The organism is Ruegeria sp. BHSC276 (assembly GCF_059612945.1).
Window position 1 is genome coordinate 1 of sequence record NZ_JBXWRP010000013.1, and the last position, 24,697, is coordinate 24,697.

Below are 24,697 nucleotides of genomic sequence, written 5' to 3' on the forward strand. Positions count from 1 at the left end.
TCGATGCTGCCCGAGGTGCACGACTGCGCGGCCGATTTCGGCCAGACCAGCCTGTTTGGCGGGGCGATCCCGATTCTGGGCGTGGCCGGTGACCAGCAGGCCGCCACGATCAGGCAGGCCTGTTTCCAGCCGGGCATGATGAAATCCACTTATGGCACGGGCTGTTTTGCGCTGCTGAACACCGGCACGCAGCCGGTGGAGTCTAAGAACCGCCTGCTGACCACCATCGCCTATCAGCTGGACGGTCAGCGGACCTATGCGCTGGAAGGCTCGATCTTCATCGCGGGCGCGGCGGTGCAGTGGCTGCGCGACGCGCTGCAGATCATCGACTCGGCCCCGCAAAGCGGCGAACTGGCCGCGCAGTCCGACCCCAACCAGCATGTCGTGCTGGTGCCCGCCTTCACCGGGCTGGGTGCGCCCTATTGGAAGCCCGACTGCCGCGGCGCCATGTTCGGTCTGACCCGCAACTCGGGTCGGGCCGAGATCGCACGGGCCACGCTGGAAAGCATCGCCTTCCAGACCCGCGACCTGTGGCACGCGATGCAGGGCGATTGGGGCGCCGACGCGGACGTGATCCTGCGGGTCGATGGCGGGATGAGCGCGTCCGACTGGGCGATGCAGGGTCTGTCGGACATCCTGGGCGCGCCGGTCGACCGGCCGGTGATGCAGGAAACCACGGCGCTGGGCGCGGCCTGGTTGGCGGGGATGAAGGCCGGGGTCTATCCCGATCAGGCCGGATTTGCCGACACCTGGGCGCTGGACCAACGGTTCGAACCGATCCTGCCCGAGGCTGACCGCGAAGCGGCCTATGCGCGCTGGAAACGGGCGGTGCAGGCCACCATGGCATTCTGATCCACTCTGACCCGCGGCGCAGCCCGGGTCAGCCGTGATCCTTCAGCAGACGCTGTTTCTGGCGCGACCAGTCGCGCTTGGCCTGAGTTTCGCGCTTGTCGTGGATCTTCTTGCCCTTGGCGATGCCGATCTTCAGTTTGGCCCGGCCCTTGTGGTTGAAATACAGAACCAGCGGCACCAGCGTCATGCCCTTGCGCTGGGTGGCGGCCCACAGGTTCGACAGCTCCTTGCGGGAGACCAGCAACTTGCGCCGGCGGCGCTCGTCGTGCTTGAACGCCTTGGCCTGCTCGTAGGGCGCGATGTAGCTGTTGATCAACCACAGTTCGCCATCCTCGACAGCGGCATAACTTTCGGCGATGTTCGCCCCGCCCGCGCGCAGAGACTTGACCTCGGACCCTTCCAGCACGATGCCGCACTCGATATCCTCTTCGATCGCGTAATCGAAGCGGGCCCGCCGGTTTTCGGCGATCACCTTGTAATTGGGGTCTGTCTTCTGCTTTTGCTTGGCCATGACGCCGTGATGTATGCGGCTTCGTCAGCCCTTGCAAGATGGGCGCGTTAGGATTTGGCCGAGATGATCAGGTCGGGGCCAAAGATCGTGTCAGCGTGGTTGTGCAGGTAGATCTTCAGCCACGGGGTGAACCGTTCGGGATGACGGCGCACTTCGGCCAGCAGATCGTGATAGTCGATCCAGCGGATCTCCATCACCTCGTCGGGATTGGGCTCGATCTTCAGCGGCCCGCGCACATGCGCCAGGAACACGTCCACGACCTCGTTCTCGACCATCCCGTTGCCGACATCCGCATGATATTCCAGCCGGTGCCGGTATTCAGGATACAGCCCGGTGATGCCCAACTCCTCACGCAGACGGCGCACGGCGCAGTCCGAGGAGTTTTCGTCCCAGTCGGGATGGGTGCAACAGGTATTCGCCCACAGGCCGGGCGTGTGATATTTGCCCAGCGCGCGACGCTGCATCAGAATCTCGGTGCCCCGCACGACGAAGACCGAGACCGCCTTGTGCTTGAGCCCCTTTTCGTGGGCTTCCAGCTTGTCCACGGGTGTCAGCTCGCCATGAACCCAAGCCGGGATCATGATTCCCATCTGTCCTCTCCTGATGTGACTGCGTCGCTCTGGCGGCATCGGCGACTGGGCGCGATGCGCTGGTGGGTCGGGCGCAGCGTTGTTGGTCCGCGACGAATCTGGCGATGATCGACGTTTCAATCAAGCGCACGAAAGGCCGCAGGGCTGCGGCCTTTTGTACTTGTTCCGGTTTTTTGGCAAGTACGGCTTATTCGGCAGAAACGCTTTGCAGATAGGCAAAGACGTCTTCGCCACCCTTTTTCAACTTGAAGGTCATCTTCGACTTGGCCGAGGTTTCACCCAGGTAGTCTTTCAGGAACGCCTTGGGGTCCTGAACATAGGCGACGAAGCTTTCCTCGTCCCAGACCAGGCCTTTTTCACCGGCCGCAACCAGGCTGGCGCCGTATTTGAAGCCTTCCTCGGCGCCGGCGGTACGGCCCGCGATACCGTACAGGTTCGGCCCGGTCTTGCCGCCCTTGACGATCGTCTCGCCCTCGGGTGTTGCGATCATGTGGCAGGACTTGCACTTGTTGAAGGTCTTGGCGCCGGCTTCGGCGTCGCCTTCGGCCAGGGCCGGCACGGCCATCAGGCCGACGATGGCAGTCGCGATGATACGTTTCATTGGCGTTGCTCCGATAAGAATTGGCTGCCCTTTAACCAGTAGCAAACCCGCGCGAAGTCAATGCGCAATTTGACGCGCGGCGGTGACCTGACGCATTCGAAAGGGCTATTTTCAAGGCGTGCTTTTCAGGTCCGACCAGCACGGCAGAAGGTCGCCTGGCGCCGGTTTCGCATGGTAGACCGCGCGCGCTATGGCGCGGGTCAGGCACAGGGCAGCGGCGTGGCCCAGCAGAGCCAGATCAACATCGGCCGAAGGGGTCCGCCCCGTGCTGACGCCGAACACCAAGTCACCGTCGCCCGGCGTGTGGGCGGGCAGGATGGCGCGGGCGATACCGTCATGGGCGGCCACAGCCATGCGCTGGCACTGCGGTTTGGTCAGGGCCGCATCAGTGGCGACGATGGCGATGGTCGTGTTGGCCTTGTCGGGCGGGGGATGGCCCATTGCTCGGGCCTTGCGGCTGGGCGCGGGAACCCCCAGACCGGACGCCGCATCCGGCCCCAGCCCGCCGAACTCGGCCCCGATCTCGAACGGGGCGGCCCAAAAATGCTGGTCGCCCGGGGTGGTGACGCTGCCCAACGGGTTGGCCGCAACCAGTGCACCCACGGTCACGCCGCCCGGCAAAATCGCCGAAGCCGAGCCCAGCCCGCCCTTGCACATGGCCGTCAGCGCGCCGGTTCCGGCCCCGGCGCTGCCCAGATCGAACGTCTCCGCCGCGGCGTCAAATGCGGCCCGGCCCAAAGCGCGGTACGGGTTTTCACCCCACGCCTTGTCGCCGCCGTTCAGAATGTCGAACAGAATCGCACCGGGTACGATCGGCACCACGGCCGACCCTACCTGAAACCCACGACCTTGGGCATGCAGCCCGTCCATCACGCCCGAACAGGCATCCAGCCCGAAGGCCGAGCCACCCGAAAGCACGATCGCATCCACGCGATCGACGGTTTTGTCGGCCGCCAGCAGATCGGTCTCGCGCGTGCCGGGGGCGCCCCCCATCACATGCACCGAGGCCCGCAAGGGCTGATCCCCGGTCAGGACCGTGACACCTGATTTCAGGGCCGCGTCCTGAGCGTTGCCCACCAGCAGGCCGGGTATGTCGGTGATCAGGTTTCTGGGTCCGGGGGTCATTTGGGTTTGTCCTTTACTGCGGGAAAGCGCGCCGGTGCGCGCTGCCTCCGGCGGGGATATTTTGGGCCAGATGAAGGGGCAGTCAGATGCAGCGGCCGCCGTCCACCTCAAGCGCGGCGCCGGTGATCATGCTGGCCTCGTCCGAGCACAGGAAACAGGCGGCGTTGCCCATGTCCTGCGGGGTCGAGAACCGGCCCAACGGGATAGTCGACAAGAACCTGGCGCGGATTTCGGGCGTGTCCTCGCCCATGAAGGATTTCAGTAGAGGCGTTTCCCCCGCCACCGGGCAGATCGCGTTCACGCGCACACCGGACGGGGCCAGCTCGACCGCCATGGTCTTGGTCGCGGTGATCATCCAGCCCTTTGAGGCGTTGTACCAGTTCAGGTTCGGGCGCGGCGACAATCCGGCGGTCGAGGCGACGTTCAGGATCGCCCCCGACCCGCGCGATTTCATATGCGGCACCAGCGTCCGCGCGGTCAGAAAGACCGACTTCATGTTCACGCGATAGACGCGGTCGAAATCTTCTTCGCTGACCTCCTCCAGCGGCGTCGGCAGGTGGGTCACACCGGCATTGTTCACCAGGATGTCCAGATGGCCGTAGAGTCCCAGCGCCGCATCCGACATCGCCTGGACCGAGTCGCCGTCGGAGACATCCACCTGGCGGTGGTCGGCCAGAGGGCCCAGCGTTGCCGCCATGTGACGCGCGGCATCCCCGTTGATGTCGGCGATCATCACCCGTGCGCCCTCGGTCAGGAACTTCTGTACGATCCCGGCCCCGAACCCGGATGCGCCGCCGGTCACGATTGCGGTTTTTCCCTCCAGCCTCATGGCCTTGCCTCCCTGCCTCTTGTCGCGGTCAGACTAGCAACGGCAGGGAAAGATGCTAGATCAATCTTCCGCCACCTTGCCGCGCAGCACCTTGACGTCGGACCGGGCCTTTTTCGCCGCCAGTCGTCGCTTGACCGAGCCGTAGGTGGGTTTCGTCGCGATCCGTCGCTTGGGTTTGACCAGCGCTTTGCCGATCAACTCGGCCAGACGGGCGCGGGCGATCTCGCGGTTGCGGGCCTGGCTGCGGGTCTCGTCGCATTGGATGATTATCGCGCCATCCTTGGTCCAGCGCCGCCCGGCCAGCCGTTTCAGCCGCACCTTGACCGGATCGGGCAGCGAGGGCGAGCGCGCGGCCTCGAACCTCAGCTCGACCGCAGTCGAGACCTTGTTGACGTTCTGCCCACCGGGACCCGAGGCGCGGATGAAGCTCTCGGTCATTTCCCAATCGTACAGGGTGATATCATCGGTGATGCGCAGCATGGGCGTGACCTTACAGGCGTCACCCGAAAACAGAAAGGGCCGCCCCGGCGGGACGGCCCTTCGAAAGTTCAGGAGGTCGGGTCGGTTAGATCAATCGACCAGCCGGAGCGCGCGCTCCGCCAAGGGCTGCCCTAGCAGGCGGTCCCCCCGGTTGTTCCGACACCTCTCTCCAATCTCTTTCTCGACACTGGATCACCTCCTTTTCTATCTGTTGCGGTTGAAAAGGATGGTGACACAACTTGTGCCATTCTCAAAGCGTTTTTTTTACGCGGGCTGTGCGGTCAGGCGCGCGACGATCATCTTGAAGGGGATCAGCGCGACCAGGGCCAGCGACAGCTTCACCAGCCAGTCGGCAAAGGCCAGCGTCACCCACAGGGGCGCCTCGGGGCCCGACAGCATGAAGGGCACGGGCTCCCACGCCCAGTTGATGGCCGCATCCGCTTCGGCACCGAAGAAGGTCACCGAGGCCGAGAAGGCGATGGTGAAGAAGATCGCGGTATCCAGCGCCGATCCGACCAGTGTGGACACCAACGGCGCGCGCCACCAGCGGCCTTCGCGCATGGCGTTGAACACGGTGACGTCGGTCAGCTGCGCGATCAGGAACGCGGTTCCCGAAGCCACGGCGATGCGCAACGGCACGGCGGCGTAGGTAAACCCGTCGCCCTGCAGCATGATCTGGCTGCCGATCAGCGAGCAGATCACGCCGGTGACGAAGCCGGCAAACACGACCTTGCGGGCCGGACCCGCGCCATAGACGCGGTTCATGATGTCGGTGACAAGAAAGGCCAGCGGATAGGTGAAGGCACCCCAGGTCAGCAGCCCGTCAAAGATCAGGAACTGGACCAGGATGTTCGAGGCCACGACGATGGCGGCCATGGCAAGAATGCCGGGGAAAAAGCTGCGTTGCATGTTCTGATGCCCGTTTTGACAAGGTAGCGGCGACTTGGCCCCGGGGGTTTCCCAAAGCAAGCCGCGCTTTTAGGCCCGGGATCGGCCCGTGTCAATCCGGCAGCAGATATTCGACCAGTTCGGTGCGTTGCAGCGCCAGAAAATTATCATCCGAGATCATCGTGGCCCGCATCCGCCCCTGCCCGTCGCGCCAGACGGACAGCCCCTCGAGGTTGTCATGGGTTCCGGTTGCCGTCTGAAACAGGGTTTCTTCGGCCGTGGGTGTATCACCGTCGACCTGCCACCGACGCAGCCGCGACCGGAACCCGATCAGAGCCACCGCGCGTTCCAGCACGTAGAACCGCCCGTCCGGGCCGAAATCGGCGGCCACCGGCAGAAAGCGGCCCCGTTGCGGCAGGACGAAGGGGGTGGACCAGGCGCGCCCGTTCCAGCGATAGACCGGGATGTCGCCATTTGCCGTTCGGCTTTTCTCGGGCAGCGTGTACAGGCGGCCCTGCGCGTCGATGGCCAGACCTTCGAACGAACCGTTCCGCTCCAGCCCGTCGAACTCAGCAGGTCGCGGCAGAACGCGGCCGCGGGCCTTTGGCGTTGCGTAGTGGGCCACGCGATGCACACCTTCGAACGAGATGTAGAAGCTATCGTCGGGCGCCAGCGCCAGCCCCTCGGAATCGCCGACACCGCCGCGCAGCGCCCGCCCGCGGCTGGACTTCAGCGGTTCATGATACACGATGCGCACCCCGGCGATCCGATCGCCATCCCGGTCGAGGCGGGCCGATACCAGCATGGCCCGGTCGCTCAGCACCCAGGCCTGCTGCCCATCCTCCGAGACATGGATGGCAGAGAAACCGCCGAACCAGTCATGGCTGGCGCGCCATGCAAAGCTGCCCAGATATTCGGCCGATTTGACTTCGACCGCCCAGGCGGAACCGGCCAGAAACAGGCTGGCGATCAGTTGGACTGCAAGACGGCGGCGCATTGCTGGGGCAGATCCGCCAGAACATATTCACGCCGTTTCTTCGGAGGCGGCGCGTTGGGGTCGGGCGGCGGCGGGTTCAAGATGTTGCGCACCCACTGTTCGGCCTCAGCGCAGCCGTCGCCCTTGGGAGGCGGATCCTGATTGACGCAACCGCGCGAACCGCGCGGGCAGTTCAGCCGAACGTGGAAGTGATAATGATGCCCCCACCAGGGTCGAATCTTGCGCAGATAGGCACGGTTGCCGGTCTCGTCCTTGCACATCTGCACCTTGGCACCCGGAAACACGAAAATGCGGGCCACGCGTTTGTCCTTGGCCGCCTCGCGCAGGATGGCGTGGTGCTGTTTTGTCCAGTTGCCATTCACATAGGCGCCGTTCGCGCGGCGCAAGGAGATTGACGAGATATTCTCGCGCGCCTTGCGCGACAGGCGCATGTTGTCACCGGGCAGCATCCAAATGTCGATGTCCAGGCCCAGCTGGTGGCTGCGGTGGCCCGAGGTCATCGGCCCGCCCCGCGGCTGGCTGATATCCCCGATATACAGCCCGTTCCATCCCGGTTGCTTTGCCGCAAAACGGCTGAGGTCCTGCACGAAGTCGATGGCTTGCGGATGGCCCCAGTTGCGGTTGCGCGACAGGCGCATCGCCTGCCAGGTGGGTCCGGTCTCGGGCAGTTGCACCGATCCGGCCGCGCATCCGCGCGAATAACTGCCGAAAGCGGCCGGCTTTTGTTGCGAACTGTACTTCTGAGCCCCGAACAACTGCTTGGCCAGCGGTTGGGCCCCAGCCGCTCCGGCCAGCGCAATTCCTGCCAAAAATACCAAAAAACGTAATGAAATCATCTGCTCTGATCCCCTTCCGGTTTGACCCAGCGCATTAGGAACAATCCCAGAATAAACAACCCGACGATCGGAGACACCCCCAACCGCGCACTGCCGGTCGCGGTTGTTGCAATTCCGATCATCAATGGCGCCGCAAAAGCGGTGGCGCGGCCCGACAGACCATAAAGACCAAAGCTCTCGACCGGGGCGGTCGGGTCGGTGTGGCGCACCATCAACGACCGGCTGGCCGATTGCAGAATGCCACCCATCCCGCCGATCAGGATGCCGCAGCCAAAGAACACAATGTCCGGCAGGCCCGACCCTTGGGGCAGGGCGATCCCGAAGATCTGCGACCGGTCCATCGACACGATGGTGGTGCAAACCAGGATCAAGACCCAGATCGCAGTCAGGATCACCGGCTTGGGGCCGAATTTCCGGTCCAGCTTGCCGCCGATCCAGGCGAAGACCGCCGAAGCCAGCACGCTGATGATGCCGAAGATGCCGATCTTGATCAGGTCCCACTCCAGCACCAGCCGCGCATAGACGCCGCCGAAACTGTACAGCCCGTTCAGCGCATCCCGGTAGAACATCGATGACCCCAGATAGCTGGCCAGGCTGACCCGGTACCGCAGAGCGGCCACGGATTTTCCCAGCAGGCGCAGCGCTTCGGATACGCTGCCCTTTTTGTCGGCTGCCGGATCGTCGCGAACCCACAGGAAATACGGGACCATGAACAGGATGAACCACCCGGCGGTGAACGGCCCCACAAAGCGCGTGCCCTCGCGCGCGCCGGCGTCCAGCCCGAACAGCGGCTCCATCCCGATCAGCGTCTTGCCGTTGGGCTGCTCGACGAACAGCGCCAGCATGATCGCCAGGGAAATCAGCCCGCCGAAATAGCCGAAGGCAAAGCCCGAGCCCGAGATCTCGCCCACCTCGTTGTCATCACCCAGATCGGGCAATTGCGAGTTGATGAAGATCAGCGCGTATTCCGCCCCCACGAAGCCCAGACCGAAGGCCGACAGCATCAGCCACATGTTCGACCCGTCCGGCAGCGTGAACCACAGCGCCGCAGACCCCACGGCATACATCACGGAAAAGGCAAAGATCCATGGGATGCGCCGCCCCGAGACATCGGCCATGGCCCCCAACAGCGGCGCGCCGAAAGCGATAATCAGCCCGGTGATCGTCAGGCAGTTGGCCCAGACCGTCTGCGCCTGCGCGGCGGCAGCGTCGGCATCCATCCCTGCGGTTGCATAATATTCAGCCGCAACGCCGGCGAAATAAGGGCCAAAGACAAAGGTCACCAACAGGGTGTGATACGGCTGGCTGGCCCAGTCGAAAAACCACCAGCCCCAGATGCGCCTGCGCTTGGAAATCTCTGCCATCTCTGCCCCTTGCCTGCTTTTGATTTCATAAGACGGGCCTTCGGGCCATTTCGCAAGCGTTCTGTGACTGCGGGCTTGCCTATTGCCGCCCGGGCACTTAGGTCTCAGCCCGTACGGAAAACGAGGTGCCCATGCTGTCGCTGATCCAAATCCTGCTGCTGATCCTGGACATCGTCTGGTTCATCATCCTGGCCCATGTGATCATGAGCTGGCTGATCAACTTCCAGGTCCTGAACCTGCATCAACAGCTGGTCGCCCAGATCTGGTACGGCCTGAACCGCCTGCTCGAGCCGATCTATGGCCCGATCCGCCGCATTCTGCCCAACATGGGCGGTCTGGACTTGACGCCGCTGGTGGTGCTGATCGGGGTCTATGCGCTGCGGATCATCCTCATCAACAACGCGGTCTATTTCTACTGACCTCTTGTTCCCCGATTCCGACTGTGTGATTGTCCGTTCAAGAGCAGTCAAATCTTGAAACAGGGCACCCCCGCACATGTTCGACGCCGCGCCTCTGCTGCGAGATGTCTTTGGATTCGATGAGTTCCGCCCCGGGCAGGAAGAGATCGTCGATGCCGTGACCGCCGGCGAGAACGTGCTGGCGATCATGCCCACCGGGGGCGGCAAATCCCTGTGTTATCAGCTACCTGCCCTGCTGCGCGACGGGGTCACCGTGGTGATCTCGCCGCTGATTGCGCTGATGCGCGACCAGGTGCGAGGGCTGCAAGAGGCCGGTGTCGAGGCTGGTGCGTTGACCTCGGGCAACACGCCCGAGGAAACCGACGCCGTGTGGGAGGCGCTCGAGGCCGGGCGGCTGAAGCTGCTCTACATGGCGCCCGAACGGCTGGCGGCGGGCTCGGCGCTGGGGATGCTGCGGCGGATCAATGTCAGCCTGATCGCCGTGGACGAGGCCCATTGCGTCAGCCAGTGGGGTCATGATTTCCGCCCCGACTACCTGCGGATCGGAGAGCTGCGGCGCGCGCTGGACGTGCCGCTGGCCGCCTTCACCGCCACGGCGGACGCGGAAACGCAAGACGAAATCGTCGAGAAACTGTTCGACGGCAAGCCCCCGCGCAAGTTCCTGCGTGGCTTTGACCGCCCGAACATCCACCTGGCCTTCGCCGCCAAGGACAGCCCGCGCAAGCAGATCCTGGATTTCGCCGACGCACGCCGGGGCCAGTCGGGCATCGTCTATTGCGGCACCCGCAACAAGACCGAAGTGCTGGCGCAGGCCCTGCGCGAACAAGGCCACAGCGCCTGCCACTATCACGGCGGGATGGAGGCCGAGGACCGCCGCATCGTCGAAACCCGCTTCGCGCGCGAGGACGGGCTGATCGTGGTGGCCACCGTGGCTTTCGGCATGGGCATCGACAAGCCCGACATCCGCTGGGTCGCCCATGCGGACCTGCCGAAATCGATCGAGGCCTATTACCAGGAAATCGGCCGCGCCGGCCGCGACGGCGGGCCGGCCGAGACCCTGACCCTGTTCGGCCCCGACGACATCCGCCTGCGCCGCAGCCAGATCGACGAGGGTCTGGCCCCACCTGAACGCCGCGCCGCCGACCATGCCCGTCTGAACGCGCTGCTGGGTCTGGCCGAGGCGCTGCACTGCCGCCGCCAGACTCTGCTGGGTTATTTCGGGGAACAGGCCGAGCCCTGCGGCAAATGTGACCTGTGCGACAGCCCGCCCGAGCTGTTCGACGGCACCACGCCTGTGCGCATGGCCCTTTCGGCAATCCTGCGCACCGAGGAATGGTTTGGTTCGGGGCACCTGATCGACATCCTCTTGGGCAACGACACCGACAAGATCCGCGCGCGGCGGCATGACGAATTGCCCACCTACGGCATTGGCAAGGACTGGTCGCGCCCGCAATGGCAGGCGATCTTCCGACAGATGATGGGCCACGACCTGGTGCGCCCCGACCCCGAACGCCACGGCGCGCTGCGCATGACCGAGGCCGCCAAGCCGATCCTGAAGGGCGAGGCGCAGATCACCCTGCGCAAGGATACGCTGCGCAAGGCCACCCGGCGGCCCGCGGTCAAGATGATGGTTTCAGAGGAAGACGCGCCCCTGCTTTCGGCGCTCAAGGCCAAGCGCCGCGCGCTGGCCGAGGCCGCCCGCGTGCCCGCCTATGTCATCTTTCCCGACCGCACGCTGATCGAGATGGCGGAAAAACGCCCCATGACGCTGGACGAGATGGCCCGGATCGGCGGTGTTGGCGCGAAAAAGCTTGACCGCTATGGCGATACCTTCCTTGAGGTGATCGCGGGCGAGGCGCAGGCGCTGCATCCGGCGCGCCGCAAGCTGGCAGGGCGCGAACAGGGCGATATCTACGACCGACTGCTCGAGGTGCAGGCGCAGCTGGCCCGAGGCCCGCACGGGATCGACAAGCCGCTGAGCTGCTCTGCCGCGCAACTGGCCAAGGTGGCGCAGATGCGCCCTTGCGACGAACGCGCGCTGGAGCAGATTCTGGGCGACCGCCGCGCCGAACGTTTCGCCGCCGCATTTCTGGACGTGCTGCGCGCGGCGGGCTAGGTATCGACGGGCAGGCACGAAAAAGGGGGCAGACATGCTGGTGGTGATCTCTCCGGCCAAGCGGCTGGACTGGGCAGAGCGGGACGTGACACCGACCCAGCCCGATTTTCAGAACGATGCGATCCGGCTGGCGAAAACCGCGCGCAACCTGACGCTGGGGGATCTGAAAAAGCTGATGAGCCTCAGCGACGATCTGGCCCGGCTGAACCGCGACCGGTTCCGCGCCTTTGCCGACGCGCCGCAGCCCGAAGCCACCCGCCCGGCCGCGCTGGCCTTTGCCGGCGACACTTATCAGGGGCTCGAGGCGGCGTCGTTGGACGCCGACGAACTGGCCTGGGCGCAGGATCATCTGCGTATCCTGTCGGGGCTTTATGGCCTGCTGCGCCCGCTGGACGCCATTCAGCCCTATCGGCTGGAAATGGGCAGCCGGCTGAAAACCCGACGCGGCAAGAACCTGTATGACTACTGGCGCGACCAGCTAAGCAAGGCGCTGAACGCGCAGGCCGAGGCACTGGGCACCGATACGCTGGTGAACTGCGCCAGCCAGGAATATTTCGGCGCAGTCGATCCCACGGCCCTGAAACTGCGGGTCATCACCCCGGTCTTCATGGAGGACAAAGGCGGCGTGCCCAAGATCGTCAGCTTTTTCGCCAAGAAGGCTCGCGGCTCAATGGCGCGGTACATCATTCAACACCGACTGACCGATCCGGAGAGCCTGCAGGATTTCGACACCGGCGGCTATGTGTATCGGTCTGATTTGTCGGAACCGGACAAACCGGTATTCGTGCGCCCCTATCAGGCCTGATCCAGCATCGAGGCGTCATACGCCACCAGCTCGACCGTGTTGCCCTCGGGGTCCGTGGTAAACACGCCGCACCAACCGATCCAGCCGAACCGTTCGACGCGATAGGGCTGGCCGATTTGATCATACCAGCGCATGACGACCTCCTGTTCCGCAAACGGAAGAGACAAGGCGATATGGTGCAGCGACGATTGCGCCCCAGTCATGGGTTTGTCGGCAGCAGTGGGGTGAAAACCCGACCGCGGCGCTGCCCCATGGTGAAACAGCGCCAAAACCTGTGTGTGCCCGTCGAACCCTTCTGCAATCCGAAAGAATGCGATCGCCCTATCATGACCGCCATGCAGGCGGGTCAGCCCGATGACATTTTCATAGAAGTCAACCATCGCTGCCATGTCGGCGCAGCGTATTGCAATTTCGCCCAAGGCGCGGGGGCGAAAACCTCGTTCCTGTGACATGGCGCCCGCCTAAACCGCACCGGCTGGCTCGACAATGATGGGTTGAGCACCCGTCGGGCAATGCGCCTGGATCATTTCGCAGATCAGCTTCTTCTGCAGGGGCTTGGTCAGAAAATGATCCAAACCCGCCGCAAGGATATTTTCTCTGTCGCCCATCATCGCATGGGCCGTCAGGGCCACGATCGGGACGTGCCGGCCCGTTCCGATCTCTTTGCGCCGTATTTCCTCGGTCGTCTGCTTGCCGTCCATCTTCGGCATCGAAATATCCATGAAAATCAGGTCGGGTTCGAATTCGTCATAGGCCGCGATCGCCTCGAGCCCGTTGGCCGCCAGCCGTAGCTCGATGTTCAGGCCCTTGGTCATTTTCGTCAGGATCAGCTGGTTTGTCCGGTTGTCCTCGGCGGCCAGAACCCGCATGAGACGTCGTTTCCCGCTCGCCATGCGCACCGGGGCAGTGGCAAAGTCCGCCGCTCTGGGTCGCGGCAATACCCCACCCCCCAAATCCATCAGGCGCGAGAACAGTTCAGCCCGCGGGATCGGCTTCTTCAGAACGCCCTGGATCAGGTGGTGGTTGGGGTCAGCATGAATGATGCCCGGATTCGCCGAAATCAGCACGATCGGCACCTTGTCCCAGCCCCGGCTGCGCAACGTCGCCGCCAGTTCCAACCCATCCATGTCGGGCAGATCATGGTTGCACAGCACGAGATCCACCGACCCTTGCATCGCCGACAAGGCCTGGGTGCCGGTGGCGCAGTCCGTCACCTCGGCCCCGAGCCGTCGCAGCTGCTTGCCCAGAATCGCCCGGTTGACGGCAAGATCCTCGACCAGGACGACATGTTTCAGCCGGTCCGCAAGATCCGGCGGCGGAACGGGCTGCGCGCCCTCGACGGTGGGCAGCGTCAGGCGGAACCCGAAACAGGACCCTTTGCCAGGATCGCTTTCAACCCAGATGGCGCCGCCCATCATCGTGATCAGCCGCTTGCTGATGGCCAGCCCAAGCCCAGTGCCGTCGAACTCGCGGGATTTGGCGTCCTCGATCTGGTTGAACTCGCCGAAGATGTGGTCGATCTTGTCGGGCGGAATCCCGATGCCCGTATCCTCGATCGCGACGTGGATGTCGCAAGTCTTCCGTTCGGCATTCGGCACCCCGGTGACCCGGATCAGCACATGCCCCTGGGGCGTGAACTTGACCGCGTTTCCGACCAGGTTGGTCAGGACCTGCCGCACCCGGCCCGGATCGCCCACGAACAGCGTGGGTAGAAACAGGTCGTAGTCGACCAGAAGGGTCAGACCCTTGTCGCGCACCGTGGGTTGCAGCAACGTCGCGACCTCGAGGATGCAACGTTCCAGGTCGAATTTCTCGGGATGCAGTTCAAGCTTGTCGGCCTCGATCTTGGAATAGTCCAGAACGTCGTTGATGATGACCAGCAACGCCTCGCCCGAGGCGCGGATCGTATCGACATAGAGCCGCTGTTCGTCGTTCATCGGGGTTTCCGACAACAGGTCGGTCATCCCGACGATGCCGTTCATCGGGGTTCGAATTTCGTGGCTCATGTTGGCCAGAAAGGCCGACTTGGCCCGGTTGGCTGCCTCGGCCTTGTCGCGCGCGGCCTGCAACTGCGTCTCGTGCTGGACCGAGGCGGTGATGTTCAGCGCCAGGCTGACCACGTCGCCCCCTTGCCCACGCTGGTCGATCAGCTTGATGTACTGCCCGTTCCACAGCTGGATCACCTCGGGCGGAGGGGCCATCCGGGCCCAGCGCCGCCGCATACGGGCTTTCCACGTCTCGGCCTCTTCGTCGGCGATGATGATGATCCCCTCGTCGGTCAGCAGATCGAGTATGCGTTGATACGAGACGCCTGGCGCGACCTCATCCAGCCCTTCAAATACGCTCAGATAGGCGGTATTGGCGCTGATCAGGCGATCATTGCCGTCAAAGAATGCGAACCCGTCCTGAATGGTCTGGATCGAATGCCACAGGCGGCGCTCGGCCACTTCGATCTTGGCATGTGCGATGGTCAGGTCGGATTTGACCCTTTCATTCTCGTCCCGAACGGTCGCAACCTCGGCCTGGGTTTCGCCGATCCGCTTGGTCAGCGCCAGGGCGTATTCACCCAGCTTTTGATTGGCCGATGACAATTCGGCCTGTTTCAATGCCAACATGCGTTCGGCCGCCAACCGCGCGCGCCGTTCCTGTGCCAGTTTTTCAGCAAGGCTCATTGTTATTTTCCCGGTCCGTTCGGACACAGGATTCCGGCAGAGCGTGAAAATCTGTTTAAAACGCCTCAGCCACGCCCCTCACGCAGCCAGCCGGCCAACAGAAAGCCCCCCGCCAGCAGCAGAACCAGCCAGGGCGGGAGCAGGCCCGCCTGAGTCACGTCGCGGGTTTCATACGCCTCGCGCGGGGTCAGCCCGATCCAGCCGCGTCCGGCCGCCGGGCGTCCCGAGCGCACGTTGCGGATGGCCGGCAGCCCGTCCTCGACACGGATCGCACCGCCGCGCATGGCCGCCATGACCGGCGCAAGAATCTCGGGGGTGGCGATTGTGCGCTCGAATTCCCGCGGCGCGGCCGGGCCCAGGCCGATCACGGCAGTCAGGTCCCCTTCCTGCAAGCGGTAGAGGCCGATCTCTGGGCCGAAATACTGCGCCTCGAACCGGCCGGGCGACATCTCGCGCAGCGGCACCTCGAGCGTTTCGCCATTGGGGCGGGTGACGGTGACGGGGCCGACCTCTTCGTTCAGGGTCTGGCGGATGATGCGCATCGACTGACCGTTGGCCTCGGCCCACAGCGCCTCTTCCTCGAGCTCGGGTTCCTTCATCATCCAGTGAGCCAGACGGCGCAGCAGTTCCAGTTGCGGGCCACCGCCCTCGTATCCGCGGCTCCACAGCCAGGCGTGATCCGAGGCCAGCAGCGCCACGCGCCCTTCACCCACCCGGTCCAGCACCAGCAGCGGCCGGTCGTCGACCCCGGTCATCAACACCTCGCCCGCGCGTTGTTGGACGTCGATTTGCCGCAGCCATGCGCCCCATTCACCGTCCTCGCCCAGATCGGAGGTCACAGGGTGCCGCTGACCCAGGTCGGTCACCGTGGGCACATAGCGGTCCTCGATCACGCGGGCCGTGGGCTGTGCGGGCAGGATCGCGGACAGGGGTGAGCGGAAAATGCTGTCGGCGGTCGCGAAATCCGGCCCGGCCGCGATCAGCACCGCCCCGCCGTCATTGATATAGTTGGTCACGTTGTCCAGGTAGATCGCCGGCAGGATGCCGCGCCGCTTGTAGCGGTCAAAGATGATCAGGTCGAAATCGTTGATCTTCTCGAGAAACAGCTCACGCGTGGGGAATGCGATCAGCGACAGTTCGTCCACCGGAACCCCGTCCTGTTTCTCGGGCGGGCGAAGAATGGTGAAATGCACAAGGTCGACCGAGCTGTCGGATTTCAGCAGATTGCGCCAGGTGCGCCCGCCCGGATGCGGCGAGCCCGAGACCAGCAGAACGCGCAGCCGATCGCGCACCCCGTTCATCTGGATCAAGGCAGTGTTGTTGCGGTCGGTCAGTTCGCCATCAGCCTGCGGAACGGTGAACTGGATGACGTTGCGCCCGCCATGGGGCAGGGTCACCGGCAGCTCGACATCCACGCCGATCGGGATGCTGAATTGCTGCGGCTCGCCACCGTCCACGGCAATTTCCAACGGGGCCGAGACTGCACCGGCGGGCGCGGCGCCGCTGTCTTCGACCCGCAGGGTCAGCGTGACCGGCTCGCCGATGATGGCAAAGGCGGGGGCGTTGCGCACGATCAGGCGGCGGTCCCAATCCTGCGCGCGACCGGTCTGCAACAGGTGCATCGGCGCGGGCAGATCCGGGGCCTGATCGACGTCATGCACGATGCCGTCCGACAGGATCAGAATACCGGCGATGCGGGCGCGGGGTTCCTCGGCCAGCGCCGCATTCAGCGCTGCCATGACCTGAGTGCCTTCGTCCCCGTCGCCGTCGCCCACGGTGATGCGGCGCAGTTCGGTGTTGTCGCGGGCCTCGATCTCGGCAGCCAGGGCCTCGGCGGTCTGCGTGGTCTGTTCGGCGCGGTCAGATAGGGTTTGGCTGGCGCTTTCATCCTCGATCATCAGCACGATGTCGGTCAGCGGAGCGCGGTCCTCGATCTGGTAGACCGGGCCGGACAAGGCCGCCAAAAGTACCAGCGCCGCCAGACCGCGCAACGCCCAGCCCGACAGCCCGCGCCACAGCGCCAGGACCGTCGCGGCCAAAGCGATCGAACCAATGGCGACCAGAGCGGGCCACGGGATCAGCGGGTCAAAGATGACGGAACCGGTCATTGGCCCAACCTGTCAAGCAGAGCAGGCACGTGCACCTGATCGGATTTGTAATTCCCGGTCAGCACGTGCATGACCAGATTGACGCCGAACCGGTTGGCCAGCTCGCGCTGGCGTTCTCCGGCATAGCCGCGCCCGACCGGCAGCAACGCCTGCCCGTTCCGGTCGATTGCCCAGGCCCCGGCCCAGTCGTTGCCACCAATCACCACCGGAGTGACGTTATCGTTGAGGTTGCGGAAGGGCATGCCTTCGATCTGTTCAGCGTCTGGGGGCGCGGCCTCGACCCAGATCTCGGTTCCGGCATAGCGCCCTGGGAAATCCTGCAACAGATAGAAGGTTCGGGTCAGGACGTGATCGCGCGGAACAGGCTCTAACGCAGGGATATTCAGCGGAGTCGCCAGCTGCTGCAGCTTGCGCCCATTGGGACTGGCGGCGCCGAACCCGGCGATGTCGGCATCGCGCGTGTCGAACAGGATCATCCCTCCCGATCGCAGATAGGCGTTCAGTCTGGCATAAGCCTCAGCCGAGGGCTGGGGCTGATCCGGTGTGATCGGCCAGTAGAGCAGCGGGAAGAAGGCCAGTTCGTCACGTTCGAGGTCCACACCCATGGGCTCGGCCGGTTCGACGGATGTGCGATAGGTCAGGGTCTGCGACAGGCCGCGCAACCCGGCATGGGCGACATCATCGACCTGGGCATTGCCGGTCAGGACATGGGCCAGCACCAATTCCTTGGTCGCCCGCAGGGCGAATTCGGTCTCTTCCGGCGTCTGCGCCTTCGCCTGCGGTACGATCAGAACCGCGCCCAGCGCCACCGCCGCCGCCCGCGCCAGCCCCAGACGCCCCGACAGCGCCAGCGAGGCCACAACGTCAACCGCCAGCAGGATCAGGGCGAGGCTCAGCAGCAGACCCCCGATCGGGGTCTCGGCACTGACCTCCTGCCCCTTGATGGGCACATCCGCAGGCCAGCTTATCGGGCGCAGCGTACTGTCCTCGGTCAGCACGTTCAGGGCCAGCTTCTGCTTGCCGCTTTCATACAGACCCGGGCGCAGGTCGGGCCCCAATGCGCCGGACACCAGCGCGGGGCCATCGACACCGGCCAGATTGCCCGCGTCGGACAGGGTTCCGAACCCGTCCATCACCTGAATCGGCTCCCACGTGGTGCCTTGCAGCTGTTCGACCTGCCGCGTCTTGGCGGCCGAGGCCACGGCCAGCCGGTCGAGCATTTCGACGAACAGGCCCGACAGCGGCAGGGTCGACCATTCGGCATCGGCGGTGACATGGAACAGCACCACCTGACCCAGGCCCAGCGGCTTGCGCGTCACCAGCGGCGTGCCATCCGACAGCGCGGCGATCACCCGGTCGGCCAGGTTCGGGTCGGGCTGCGCCATCACCTGGGTGCTGACGGTCACATCGTCGGGGATGCGCAACCCGTAAAAGGGCGAGCCTTCCTGGAAAGGCGCCAACCCCTTGGCTTCGCCCCAGCTCATCGCGCCGCCGACCGAGCGGCCACCGCTGCGCAGCCGCACCGGCAGCAGGACGTCTTCGGCATCGCGGCCCAGATCACTGGCCGCCATGTGCGGACCGGCAAAGCGTAGCAGCAGCCCGCCCTGTTCGACCCATTCGACCAATCCGGCCTGTTCGGCGGGGGTCAGCTTGGCCACATCGGCCAGCACGATCACATCCGGGTTGGCAGGCAGAACCTCGGCCAGCCCGCCCTCGACGAAATCGGCAGTGGGGATCAGCACCTGCGTCAGGTAGTGCAGTGGCGAAAGCAGCTCCAGCCCCTCGCGGTTGACGGTTCCGGCGATCAGGGCGACCTCGCGCCGGCGCAGGCTGTCATCGGTCAACGACACCGCCCCGGCCGACCGCTGGCCCTGCAGCTCGAACCGAGTGATGCGGGCGCGCAGTTCGGACGGCAACGCCAGATCGGCCTGCGCCTGGGTCGTGCCGCTGTCGAAGCTGACCTCAACCGATTGCAGCAGGCGCATCACGCCCGCCGGGTCGCGCCCCTGTGCATTGATGGTGACGGTCTGCGCCGGTCCGGGTGTGGCGCGCACCGCGGTCAGCCGGATCGCCCCATCCTGATAGGTGGCCGGCAGCAGCGCCAGGGTCGGCGCCGCCGCGCGATAGACCGTGACCGCGCCCCGCGCCTGCAGCGCAGACAGTAGGGTTTCGCGGCCCGGATAGTCCAGCTTGTCCGTGAACCAGTGCGCGTCGAACCTGCCCTCGACCCCCGCCAAGTCGGCCAACGCCTGCTCGATCTGCGCCGCGTCCGGCTGCCACGGCTGCGGAACCAGCCCGGGCAGGCGGTTGCGCCAGGCCTCGGCGGTCTGGAAGACGGGCGGTTCCGGCTCGGTCAGGCGCAGGATCGAGACCGGGCGCCCGGCCCGTCCGGCTTCGGTCAGCTGCGCGTCGATCTGATCCAGTGTGGCGGGCCAGCGCGTGGCCCCGGCCCAGCTGGCATCCAGCACCAGCAGCAATGGCCCCGATCCAGTTTCGTCGCGCGACGGGTTCAGCACCGGGCCGGCCAGACCGACAATAATTGCCGCCGCCGCCAGCATGCGCAGCAGCAACAGCCACCACGGAGTGCGGTCGGATACGCTCTCGTCGTCCTTCAGGCCCAGCAACAGGGTCACCGCCGGGAACAGCCGTCGGATCGGCGCGGGCGGCACGGCGCGCAGGATCAGCCAAAGGATCGGCAGGGTCAGCAGACCCAGCAACACCCACGGCGCGGTAAAGCCGATGCCCGCCAGAACTGTCATCGCGCCCCTCCGTCCAGCGCACGATAAAGCCACAACAGGGCCGCCTGCGCGCTGTCTTGGGTGTGGTGCAGGCCCAGTTGCCAGCCAGTCACCCGGCACAGGCGGGTCAGGTCATCCTTGCGTCGCGCCAGCCGCGCCAGATAGCGATCGCGCAGGTCTCCGGCCTTGAGGGTCTCGTGCCGGACCGTGCCGCCGACGCTTTCGAAGATGGTGCGCCCGCGATAGGGGAAGCTCTCCTCGCCCGGGTCCAGAACCTGCAGCAACACGCCACGCACGCCGCGATCGGCGGCCTTGGTCAGGGCCAGTTCGACCTCGTCCAGCGGACCGAGGAAGTCAGAGATGAACACGGCGCGGGCATGGGGGATCATGGCGCGGTGTTCGGGCGGGGCGTAGTCGGCCTCGGTATCTTCGGACAGGGCCTGCGCCAGCCGGATGATCTGGGCATTGCCGCGCCGGGGCGGCAGGGTGGTTCCGGTCAGACCCACACGCTCGCCCCCGCGCACTAGCAGGATCGCCGTGGCCAGCCCCAGCAGGCGGGCCCGGTCGGCCTTGGTGGGCAGGGATTTGTCGGACGCAAAGCGCATCGAGGCACCCTGATCGACCCACAGCATGATCGACTGCGCGATCTGCCATTCGCGTTCGCGCACATATTGCTGATCGCCGCGGGCCGAGCGGCGATGGTCGATCATCCGCCGGCTGTCGCCGATCTGGGCCGGTCGGTATTGCCAGAAATCATCGCCCAACCCCGAACGCCGCCGGCCGTGATCACCCAGCAGCACGGTTCCGGCCAGGTGTTCGGCCCGCGCCAACAGCGGCGGCAGCCGGGACGCCTCGGCCTCGGATCTTTCGCGAAGGGTGCGGACCGCGTTCACGCGGCCGCCTCGGCCCGGACAAGCCCGGCCGCGGTGGTTTCGATCAGGTCGGCCAGGCTGTCACCGCGCGCCCGCGCGGCGAAGTTCAGCGCCATCCGGTGGCTCAGCACCGGGCGCGCCATGTCCAGCACATCTTCGGCATTGGGGGCCAGCCGGCCCTGCAGCATCGCCCGCGCCCGCACCGTCATCATCAGTGCCTGCGCCGCGCGCGGACCGGGGCCCCAGGCGACGGTCTCGGACACGCGCTCGGACACGCCGGGTTCTTCGGGGCGGAACGCGCGCACCAGATCAAGGATCAGTTCGACCACCGACTCGCCCACCGGCATCCGGCGCAGCAGAACCTGCGCGGCCAGCAATTCTTCCTTGGTGAAGATCTGGTGCGCTTCCTCCTCGGCCACGCCGGTGGTGGCCAGCAGGATGTCACGCTCGGTCTGGCGGTCGGGATAGTTCACGTCGATCTGCACCAGGAAACGGTCCAGCTGGGCCTCGGGCAGCGGATAGGTGCCCTCCTGTTCGATCGGGTTCTGGGTGGCCAGAACGTGGAACGGCACGCCCAACGCGCGATCCTCGCCCGCGACGGTCACCCTGCGTTCCTGCATCGCCTGCAGCAGCGCCGACTGGGTACGCGGGCTGGCGCGGTTGATCTCGTCCGCCATCAAGAGTTCACAGAAGATCGGGCCGGGAATGAATCGGAAATGGCGACTGCCATCCTCGGCGGTGTCCAGAACCTCGGACCCCAGAATGTCGGCCGGCATCAGGTCGGGGGTGAACTGGATGCGATTGCCATGCAGGCCCATGACGGTGGACAGGGTTTCCACCAGCCGCGTCTTGCCCAGGCCCGGCAGCCCGATCAGCAGGGCATGACCGCCACACAGCAGCGCGGTCAGCGTCAGGTCGACGACCCTCTCCTGCCCGATGAAGCGGCGGGTGATCGAGGATTTGGCCTGTTGCAGTTTCGCTTCCAGCGCTTCGATCTCGGACACGAGGTCGGCAGGTTCGGTCATGACTTTCCCTTCCGTGGACTTAGTATAGATGAAGTGTATCGCGCTGCGAGGAAATGGCAAAAACAATGAGCGGACAAAATCCTGTGAAACCGTCCCCTGAGGGTCTGGCGGCCTCGGTCAAGGCGGCCAAACCGCGGGGTCTGCCCCCTGTCGACAGCTGGAATCCTCCGTTCTGCGGCGATCTGGACATGCGCATCGCGCGCGATGGCACTTGGTATCATCTAGGGTCGCCCATCACCCGGTTCGAGCTTGTGAGGCTCTTTTCCTCGATTCTTAAGAAAGAAGGGGACGCCTATTTCCTGGTCACCCCGGTCGAGAAGGTCGGCATAACGGTCGAAGACGCGCCGTTTGTGGCGGTCGATTTCGACCGGACCGGCGCGGGCGAGAATCAGGTTCTGACTTTTACCACCCATGTCGGCGATACGGTGACGGCCGGGCCGGATCATCCGATCGGGGTGGTCATCGACCCCGAAACGAGTGAGCCGAGCCCCTACTTTTTGGTGCGATCGAACCTCGAGGCGCGGATCGACCGCAAAAGCTTCTATCGGCTGGTGGACATCGCCACCCATCACGACGGGCAGTTCGGCGTCTGGTCGGGCGGGCAGTTCTTTGCCATCGCGCCATCGGACATGGTGGGTGACGGCTAGGCCGTCTGCCGCCCGGGCCGGTCCTGCGCCAGCACCACGGCCAGCGCCACCACCGCCGCGCCCAGCGCACGGGTCCAGTTCCACTCTTCTCCCAACACCAGCATGATGACCATCACATAGAACGGGGCCACGTTGATGTGGAACGAGGCAAGCGCCACGCCCAGCTTGCCGACCGAGGCGATGAACAGAACCTGGCTGAGCCCCAGCGATATCAGCGCGTAGATGACCAGCATCCCGGCCTGCTGCGTGTCGATGGCACCCTGGGGCCGGAGGTCGAACCCGGCCAGGCTGGCCAGTCCGATCAGCACCGAGGCCACGATCGCGCCACCGGCCAGCGTGATCGTGGTGCGGCCGGTCTGGCTGAGGTCCGGGAAATCGCGTGCCGTGGCCATGCTGCCCCAGCAGAACAATGTCGTGGACCCGACCGCGCAGAGCGCACCCAGCCCAAGCTGCGCCGGCGCGATGGCGCTGGTGGCGATCAGCCCGCCGATGATCGAAACGACCACGCCCAGCGCGAAATTCGCGCGCAGGCGACGGGTTCCCGCGGCCAGTTCCAGCAGGGTGGCCACCAGCGGCGCGCACGAGGCGATGATGGCGACCGTCACCGGGTCGGTCAGCTTCTGCGCCAGGATGATCAGGAACATGCCCAGCCCCAGGCCAAAACCGCCGACCCGCACCGCATGTCTCCATCGGGCGCGCAGCACGGCGCCGGGTCCGTCGATCCAGATCCAGATCGGCACCATCACTGCCACCGCCAGCATCAGCCGCGCTGCCCATAGGGCGACGGGCGGCCAGGACTGCAACAGGATCTCAGCCGCCGGGAAACCGGCCGCCCAGGTCAGCATCGACGCCACCGCCAGCCCGTTTCCGGACAGGGCGGATCGCCGCGCACCGGTCGCAGTGAAACTGGGCCCGCGAACGGGGTCCGGACTCATCGCCATCGGTTTCAACCCTTTTGTTGGTGCAGCGCCACGAAAATGATTCGCTGCGACACCCCGACCCTTCACAATCGGCCCGCGCCGGTCTGGCCGATTTTCGACATATTGTCGTTTTCAAACCCTTCCTCTGCACGCCACCCGCCACTAAGGTCGGCGCGCCATCAAACCGAGAGGACAATGCCCAGATTTGCCGCCAATATCTCGCTGCTCTTTGCCGAGCTGCCCTATCTCGACCGGTTCAAGGCGACGGCGGATGCAGGGTTCAAAGCGGTCGAGATCCTGTTTCCCTACGACTTGGCGGCCAAGGAAACCCGCCGCGCGTTGCTGGCAAACGGGCTGGACCTGGTACTGATCAACGCGCCGCCGCCCAACTATACCGGCGGCCAGCCCGGCTATGCGGCCGTTCCGGGGGGCGAGGCGCGGTTCCAGTCCGACATCCGCCGCGTCCTGCGCTATGCCGAGGCGTTGAGGCCCGGCCTGATCCATGTGATGGCGGGCTATGCCTCGGGGGCGGACGCGCAGGACTGTTTCGTGCGCAACCTGCAATGGGCCGCGGATTTTGCGCCGCATCAGCAGTTCACGATCGAACCGCTGAACCCGGTCTCACAGCCCGAGTATTTTCTGAACGACTATGATCTGGCCGCCGCGTGCCTGGACCGGATTGACCGCCAGAATGTGGGCCTGCAATTCGACAGCTTTCATGCCCGGATGATCCATGGCAATGCGCAGGCCGTCTGGGACAGATTCCGCGACAGGATCGTGCATATTCAGATCGGATCGGCCCCCGACAGGTCGGAACCCGGCCGGGACGAGACCGATTTCACCGCCCTGTTCGCAGCAATCGACGACAGCGGTTATGACGGCTGGGTCAGCGCCGAATACATGCCCTCGACCCGGCGCACCGACGCCTCTCTGCACTGGATGCGATAGGCCTGTGCGCCTTCGCACTGGAAATCACATTTCGAATGCTGCATATGAAAAGGCAAATCAGCAGAGGAACAGCCGCATGATCCCAGCCCGTTTTGCCCCCGTTCTGTTCGGATTGATCCTGTCGGGGCTGATGTCCTGCATCGTGACCTGTATCGCAACAGTCAAAGAGATCGGGCTGGGGCCCGAGACCCTTGGCAGCTGGATGGGCGCCTGGAGCGTCAGCTGGCCGGTGGCCTTCGCGGTGGTGCTGTTCGTCGCCCCGCTGACCCGTCGGCTGGTGGCGCTGTTGGTCAGGCCCGAGGCCTGACCTGCCGCGAAGAGGGCCCACCGGGCCGGATGAGCGGCGCCCTGCCG

24 protein-coding genes are annotated in these 24,697 nt (G+C 65.1%); 7 read left to right on the plus strand and 17 right to left on the minus strand.

The features are described 5' to 3' along the window. On the plus strand, window positions 1-852 hold an 852-nt coding region (locus AC2FMD_RS17465; protein ID WP_496795292.1), incomplete at its 5' end, for an FGGY family carbohydrate kinase. A 28-nt stretch (window positions 853-880) separates the two neighbouring features. Here the strand turns inward: AC2FMD_RS17465 and smpB are convergent. The 10 genes from smpB to AC2FMD_RS17515 all read right to left on the minus strand — a co-directional run bounded on the left by smpB (window position 881) and on the right by AC2FMD_RS17515 (window position 9,073). Continuing rightward, window positions 881-1,363, minus strand: coding sequence for an SsrA-binding protein SmpB (gene smpB, locus AC2FMD_RS17470; protein WP_496680035.1), 483 nt, complete (start codon window positions 1,361-1,363; stop codon window positions 881-883). Window positions 1,364-1,410: 47 nt separating this feature from the next. Further along, window positions 1,411-1,953 (minus strand): isopentenyl-diphosphate Delta-isomerase, encoded by a 543-nt coding sequence (gene idi / locus AC2FMD_RS17475; protein WP_093964071.1) that lies wholly within the window; start codon window positions 1,951-1,953, stop codon window positions 1,411-1,413. Window positions 1,954-2,140: 187 nt separating this feature from the next. Continuing rightward, a complete protein-coding gene (locus AC2FMD_RS17480) occupies window positions 2,141-2,554 on the minus strand; it encodes a c-type cytochrome (RefSeq protein ID WP_496713695.1) in 414 nt (137 codons plus the stop codon). A 111-nt stretch (window positions 2,555-2,665) separates the two neighbouring features. Beyond that, window positions 2,666-3,679, minus strand: a complete 1,014-nt coding sequence (locus AC2FMD_RS17485; RefSeq protein ID WP_496742511.1) for a P1 family peptidase — start codon at window positions 3,677-3,679, stop codon at window positions 2,666-2,668. A gap of 82 nt (window positions 3,680-3,761) precedes the next feature. Next, on the minus strand, window positions 3,762-4,508 hold the full coding sequence (locus AC2FMD_RS17490; RefSeq protein ID WP_496713699.1) for an SDR family oxidoreductase: 747 nt from the start codon (window positions 4,506-4,508) through the stop codon (window positions 3,762-3,764). A gap of 60 nt (window positions 4,509-4,568) precedes the next feature. Further along, entirely contained in the window at window positions 4,569-4,988 is a 420-nt protein-coding gene (gene arfB / locus AC2FMD_RS17495; RefSeq protein ID WP_496742510.1) for an alternative ribosome rescue aminoacyl-tRNA hydrolase ArfB, read from the minus strand. Window positions 4,989-5,252: 264 nt separating this feature from the next. Next, on the minus strand, window positions 5,253-5,897 hold the full coding sequence (locus AC2FMD_RS17500) for a queuosine precursor transporter (protein ID WP_496742509.1): 645 nt from the start codon (window positions 5,895-5,897) through the stop codon (window positions 5,253-5,255). A 91-nt stretch (window positions 5,898-5,988) separates the two neighbouring features. Beyond that, complete coding sequence (locus AC2FMD_RS17505) at window positions 5,989-6,873, minus strand: esterase-like activity of phytase family protein (protein ID WP_496742508.1); 885 nt, start codon at window positions 6,871-6,873, stop codon at window positions 5,989-5,991. Further along, a complete protein-coding gene (gene mepA / locus AC2FMD_RS17510; protein ID WP_496742507.1) occupies window positions 6,846-7,709 on the minus strand; it encodes a penicillin-insensitive murein endopeptidase in 864 nt (287 codons plus the stop codon). The genes AC2FMD_RS17505 and mepA overlap by 28 nt, the downstream gene beginning before the upstream one ends. After that, window positions 7,706-9,073, minus strand: a complete 1,368-nt coding sequence (locus tag AC2FMD_RS17515; protein ID WP_496742506.1) for an MFS transporter — start codon at window positions 9,071-9,073, stop codon at window positions 7,706-7,708. The genes mepA and AC2FMD_RS17515 overlap by 4 nt, the downstream gene beginning before the upstream one ends. A gap of 131 nt (window positions 9,074-9,204) precedes the next feature. Here AC2FMD_RS17515 and AC2FMD_RS17520 point away from each other — a divergent pair, with 131 nt between their 5' ends. The 3 genes from AC2FMD_RS17520 (at window position 9,205) to yaaA (ending at window position 12,413) form a co-directional block, all read left to right on the plus strand. Continuing rightward, entirely contained in the window at window positions 9,205-9,492 is a 288-nt protein-coding gene (locus AC2FMD_RS17520; protein ID WP_005980077.1) for a YggT family protein, read from the plus strand. 76 nt (window positions 9,493-9,568) lie between these two features. Then, window positions 9,569-11,608: a DNA helicase RecQ gene (gene recQ, locus AC2FMD_RS17525; protein WP_496742505.1), complete on the plus strand. Its 2,040-nt coding sequence runs from the start codon at window positions 9,569-9,571 to the stop codon at window positions 11,606-11,608. Window positions 11,609-11,642: 34 nt separating this feature from the next. Further along, window positions 11,643-12,413, plus strand: coding sequence for a peroxide stress protein YaaA (gene yaaA / locus AC2FMD_RS17530; protein ID WP_496742504.1), 771 nt, complete (start codon window positions 11,643-11,645; stop codon window positions 12,411-12,413). Here the strand turns inward: yaaA and AC2FMD_RS17535 are convergent. The 6 genes from AC2FMD_RS17535 to AC2FMD_RS17560 all read right to left on the minus strand — a co-directional run bounded on the left by AC2FMD_RS17535 (window position 12,404) and on the right by AC2FMD_RS17560 (window position 21,828). Next, on the minus strand, window positions 12,404-12,865 hold the full coding sequence (locus AC2FMD_RS17535; RefSeq protein ID WP_496742503.1) for a VOC family protein: 462 nt from the start codon (window positions 12,863-12,865) through the stop codon (window positions 12,404-12,406). The two genes, yaaA and AC2FMD_RS17535, sit on opposite strands and share 10 nt — an antisense overlap. A 9-nt stretch (window positions 12,866-12,874) precedes the next feature. Further along, window positions 12,875-15,085, minus strand: a complete 2,211-nt coding sequence (locus tag AC2FMD_RS17540; protein ID WP_496742502.1) for a response regulator — start codon at window positions 15,083-15,085, stop codon at window positions 12,875-12,877. Between the two features lie 65 nt (window positions 15,086-15,150). Then, a complete protein-coding gene (locus AC2FMD_RS17545; protein ID WP_496742501.1) occupies window positions 15,151-17,193 on the minus strand; it encodes a hypothetical protein in 2,043 nt (680 codons plus the stop codon). Beyond that, window positions 17,190-19,952 carry a DUF4159 domain-containing protein gene (locus tag AC2FMD_RS17550; RefSeq protein WP_496795293.1) on the minus strand — a complete coding sequence of 921 codons (2,763 nt, stop codon included), beginning with the start codon at window positions 19,950-19,952 and terminating at the stop codon, window positions 17,190-17,192. The genes AC2FMD_RS17545 and AC2FMD_RS17550 overlap by 4 nt, the downstream gene beginning before the upstream one ends. After that, complete coding sequence (locus tag AC2FMD_RS17555) at window positions 19,949-20,824, minus strand: DUF58 domain-containing protein (RefSeq protein ID WP_496680059.1); 876 nt, start codon at window positions 20,822-20,824, stop codon at window positions 19,949-19,951. The genes AC2FMD_RS17550 and AC2FMD_RS17555 overlap by 4 nt, the downstream gene beginning before the upstream one ends. Beyond that, the gene (locus AC2FMD_RS17560; protein ID WP_496742499.1) at window positions 20,821-21,828 is read right to left on the minus strand and encodes an AAA family ATPase; all 1,008 of its coding nucleotides are present in this window, start codon (window positions 21,826-21,828) and stop codon (window positions 20,821-20,823) included. Before AC2FMD_RS17560 ends, AC2FMD_RS17555 begins: the two co-directional genes overlap by 4 nt. 65 nt (window positions 21,829-21,893) lie before the next feature. Here AC2FMD_RS17560 and AC2FMD_RS17565 point away from each other — a divergent pair, with 65 nt between their 5' ends. After that, on the plus strand, window positions 21,894-22,475 hold the full coding sequence (locus tag AC2FMD_RS17565; protein ID WP_496742498.1) for a DUF1285 domain-containing protein: 582 nt from the start codon (window positions 21,894-21,896) through the stop codon (window positions 22,473-22,475). Here AC2FMD_RS17565 and AC2FMD_RS17570 read toward each other — a convergent pair. Continuing rightward, the gene (locus AC2FMD_RS17570) at window positions 22,472-23,410 is read right to left on the minus strand and encodes a DMT family transporter (protein ID WP_496795294.1); all 939 of its coding nucleotides are present in this window, start codon (window positions 23,408-23,410) and stop codon (window positions 22,472-22,474) included. The genes AC2FMD_RS17565 and AC2FMD_RS17570 overlap by 4 nt on opposite strands. 180 nt (window positions 23,411-23,590) lie before the next feature. On the opposite strand from AC2FMD_RS17570, the gene AC2FMD_RS17575 reads away from it, so the two are divergent. Together AC2FMD_RS17575 and AC2FMD_RS17580 are read left to right on the plus strand one after the other, a co-directional pair. Beyond that, a complete protein-coding gene (locus AC2FMD_RS17575; protein ID WP_496742496.1) occupies window positions 23,591-24,343 on the plus strand; it encodes a hydroxypyruvate isomerase family protein in 753 nt (250 codons plus the stop codon). A 76-nt stretch (window positions 24,344-24,419) separates the two neighbouring features. Next, window positions 24,420-24,650 carry a DUF2798 domain-containing protein gene (locus tag AC2FMD_RS17580; RefSeq protein ID WP_490362085.1) on the plus strand — a complete coding sequence of 77 codons (231 nt, stop codon included), beginning with the start codon at window positions 24,420-24,422 and terminating at the stop codon, window positions 24,648-24,650. The last annotated feature ends 47 nt before the right edge of the window (window positions 24,651-24,697 follow it).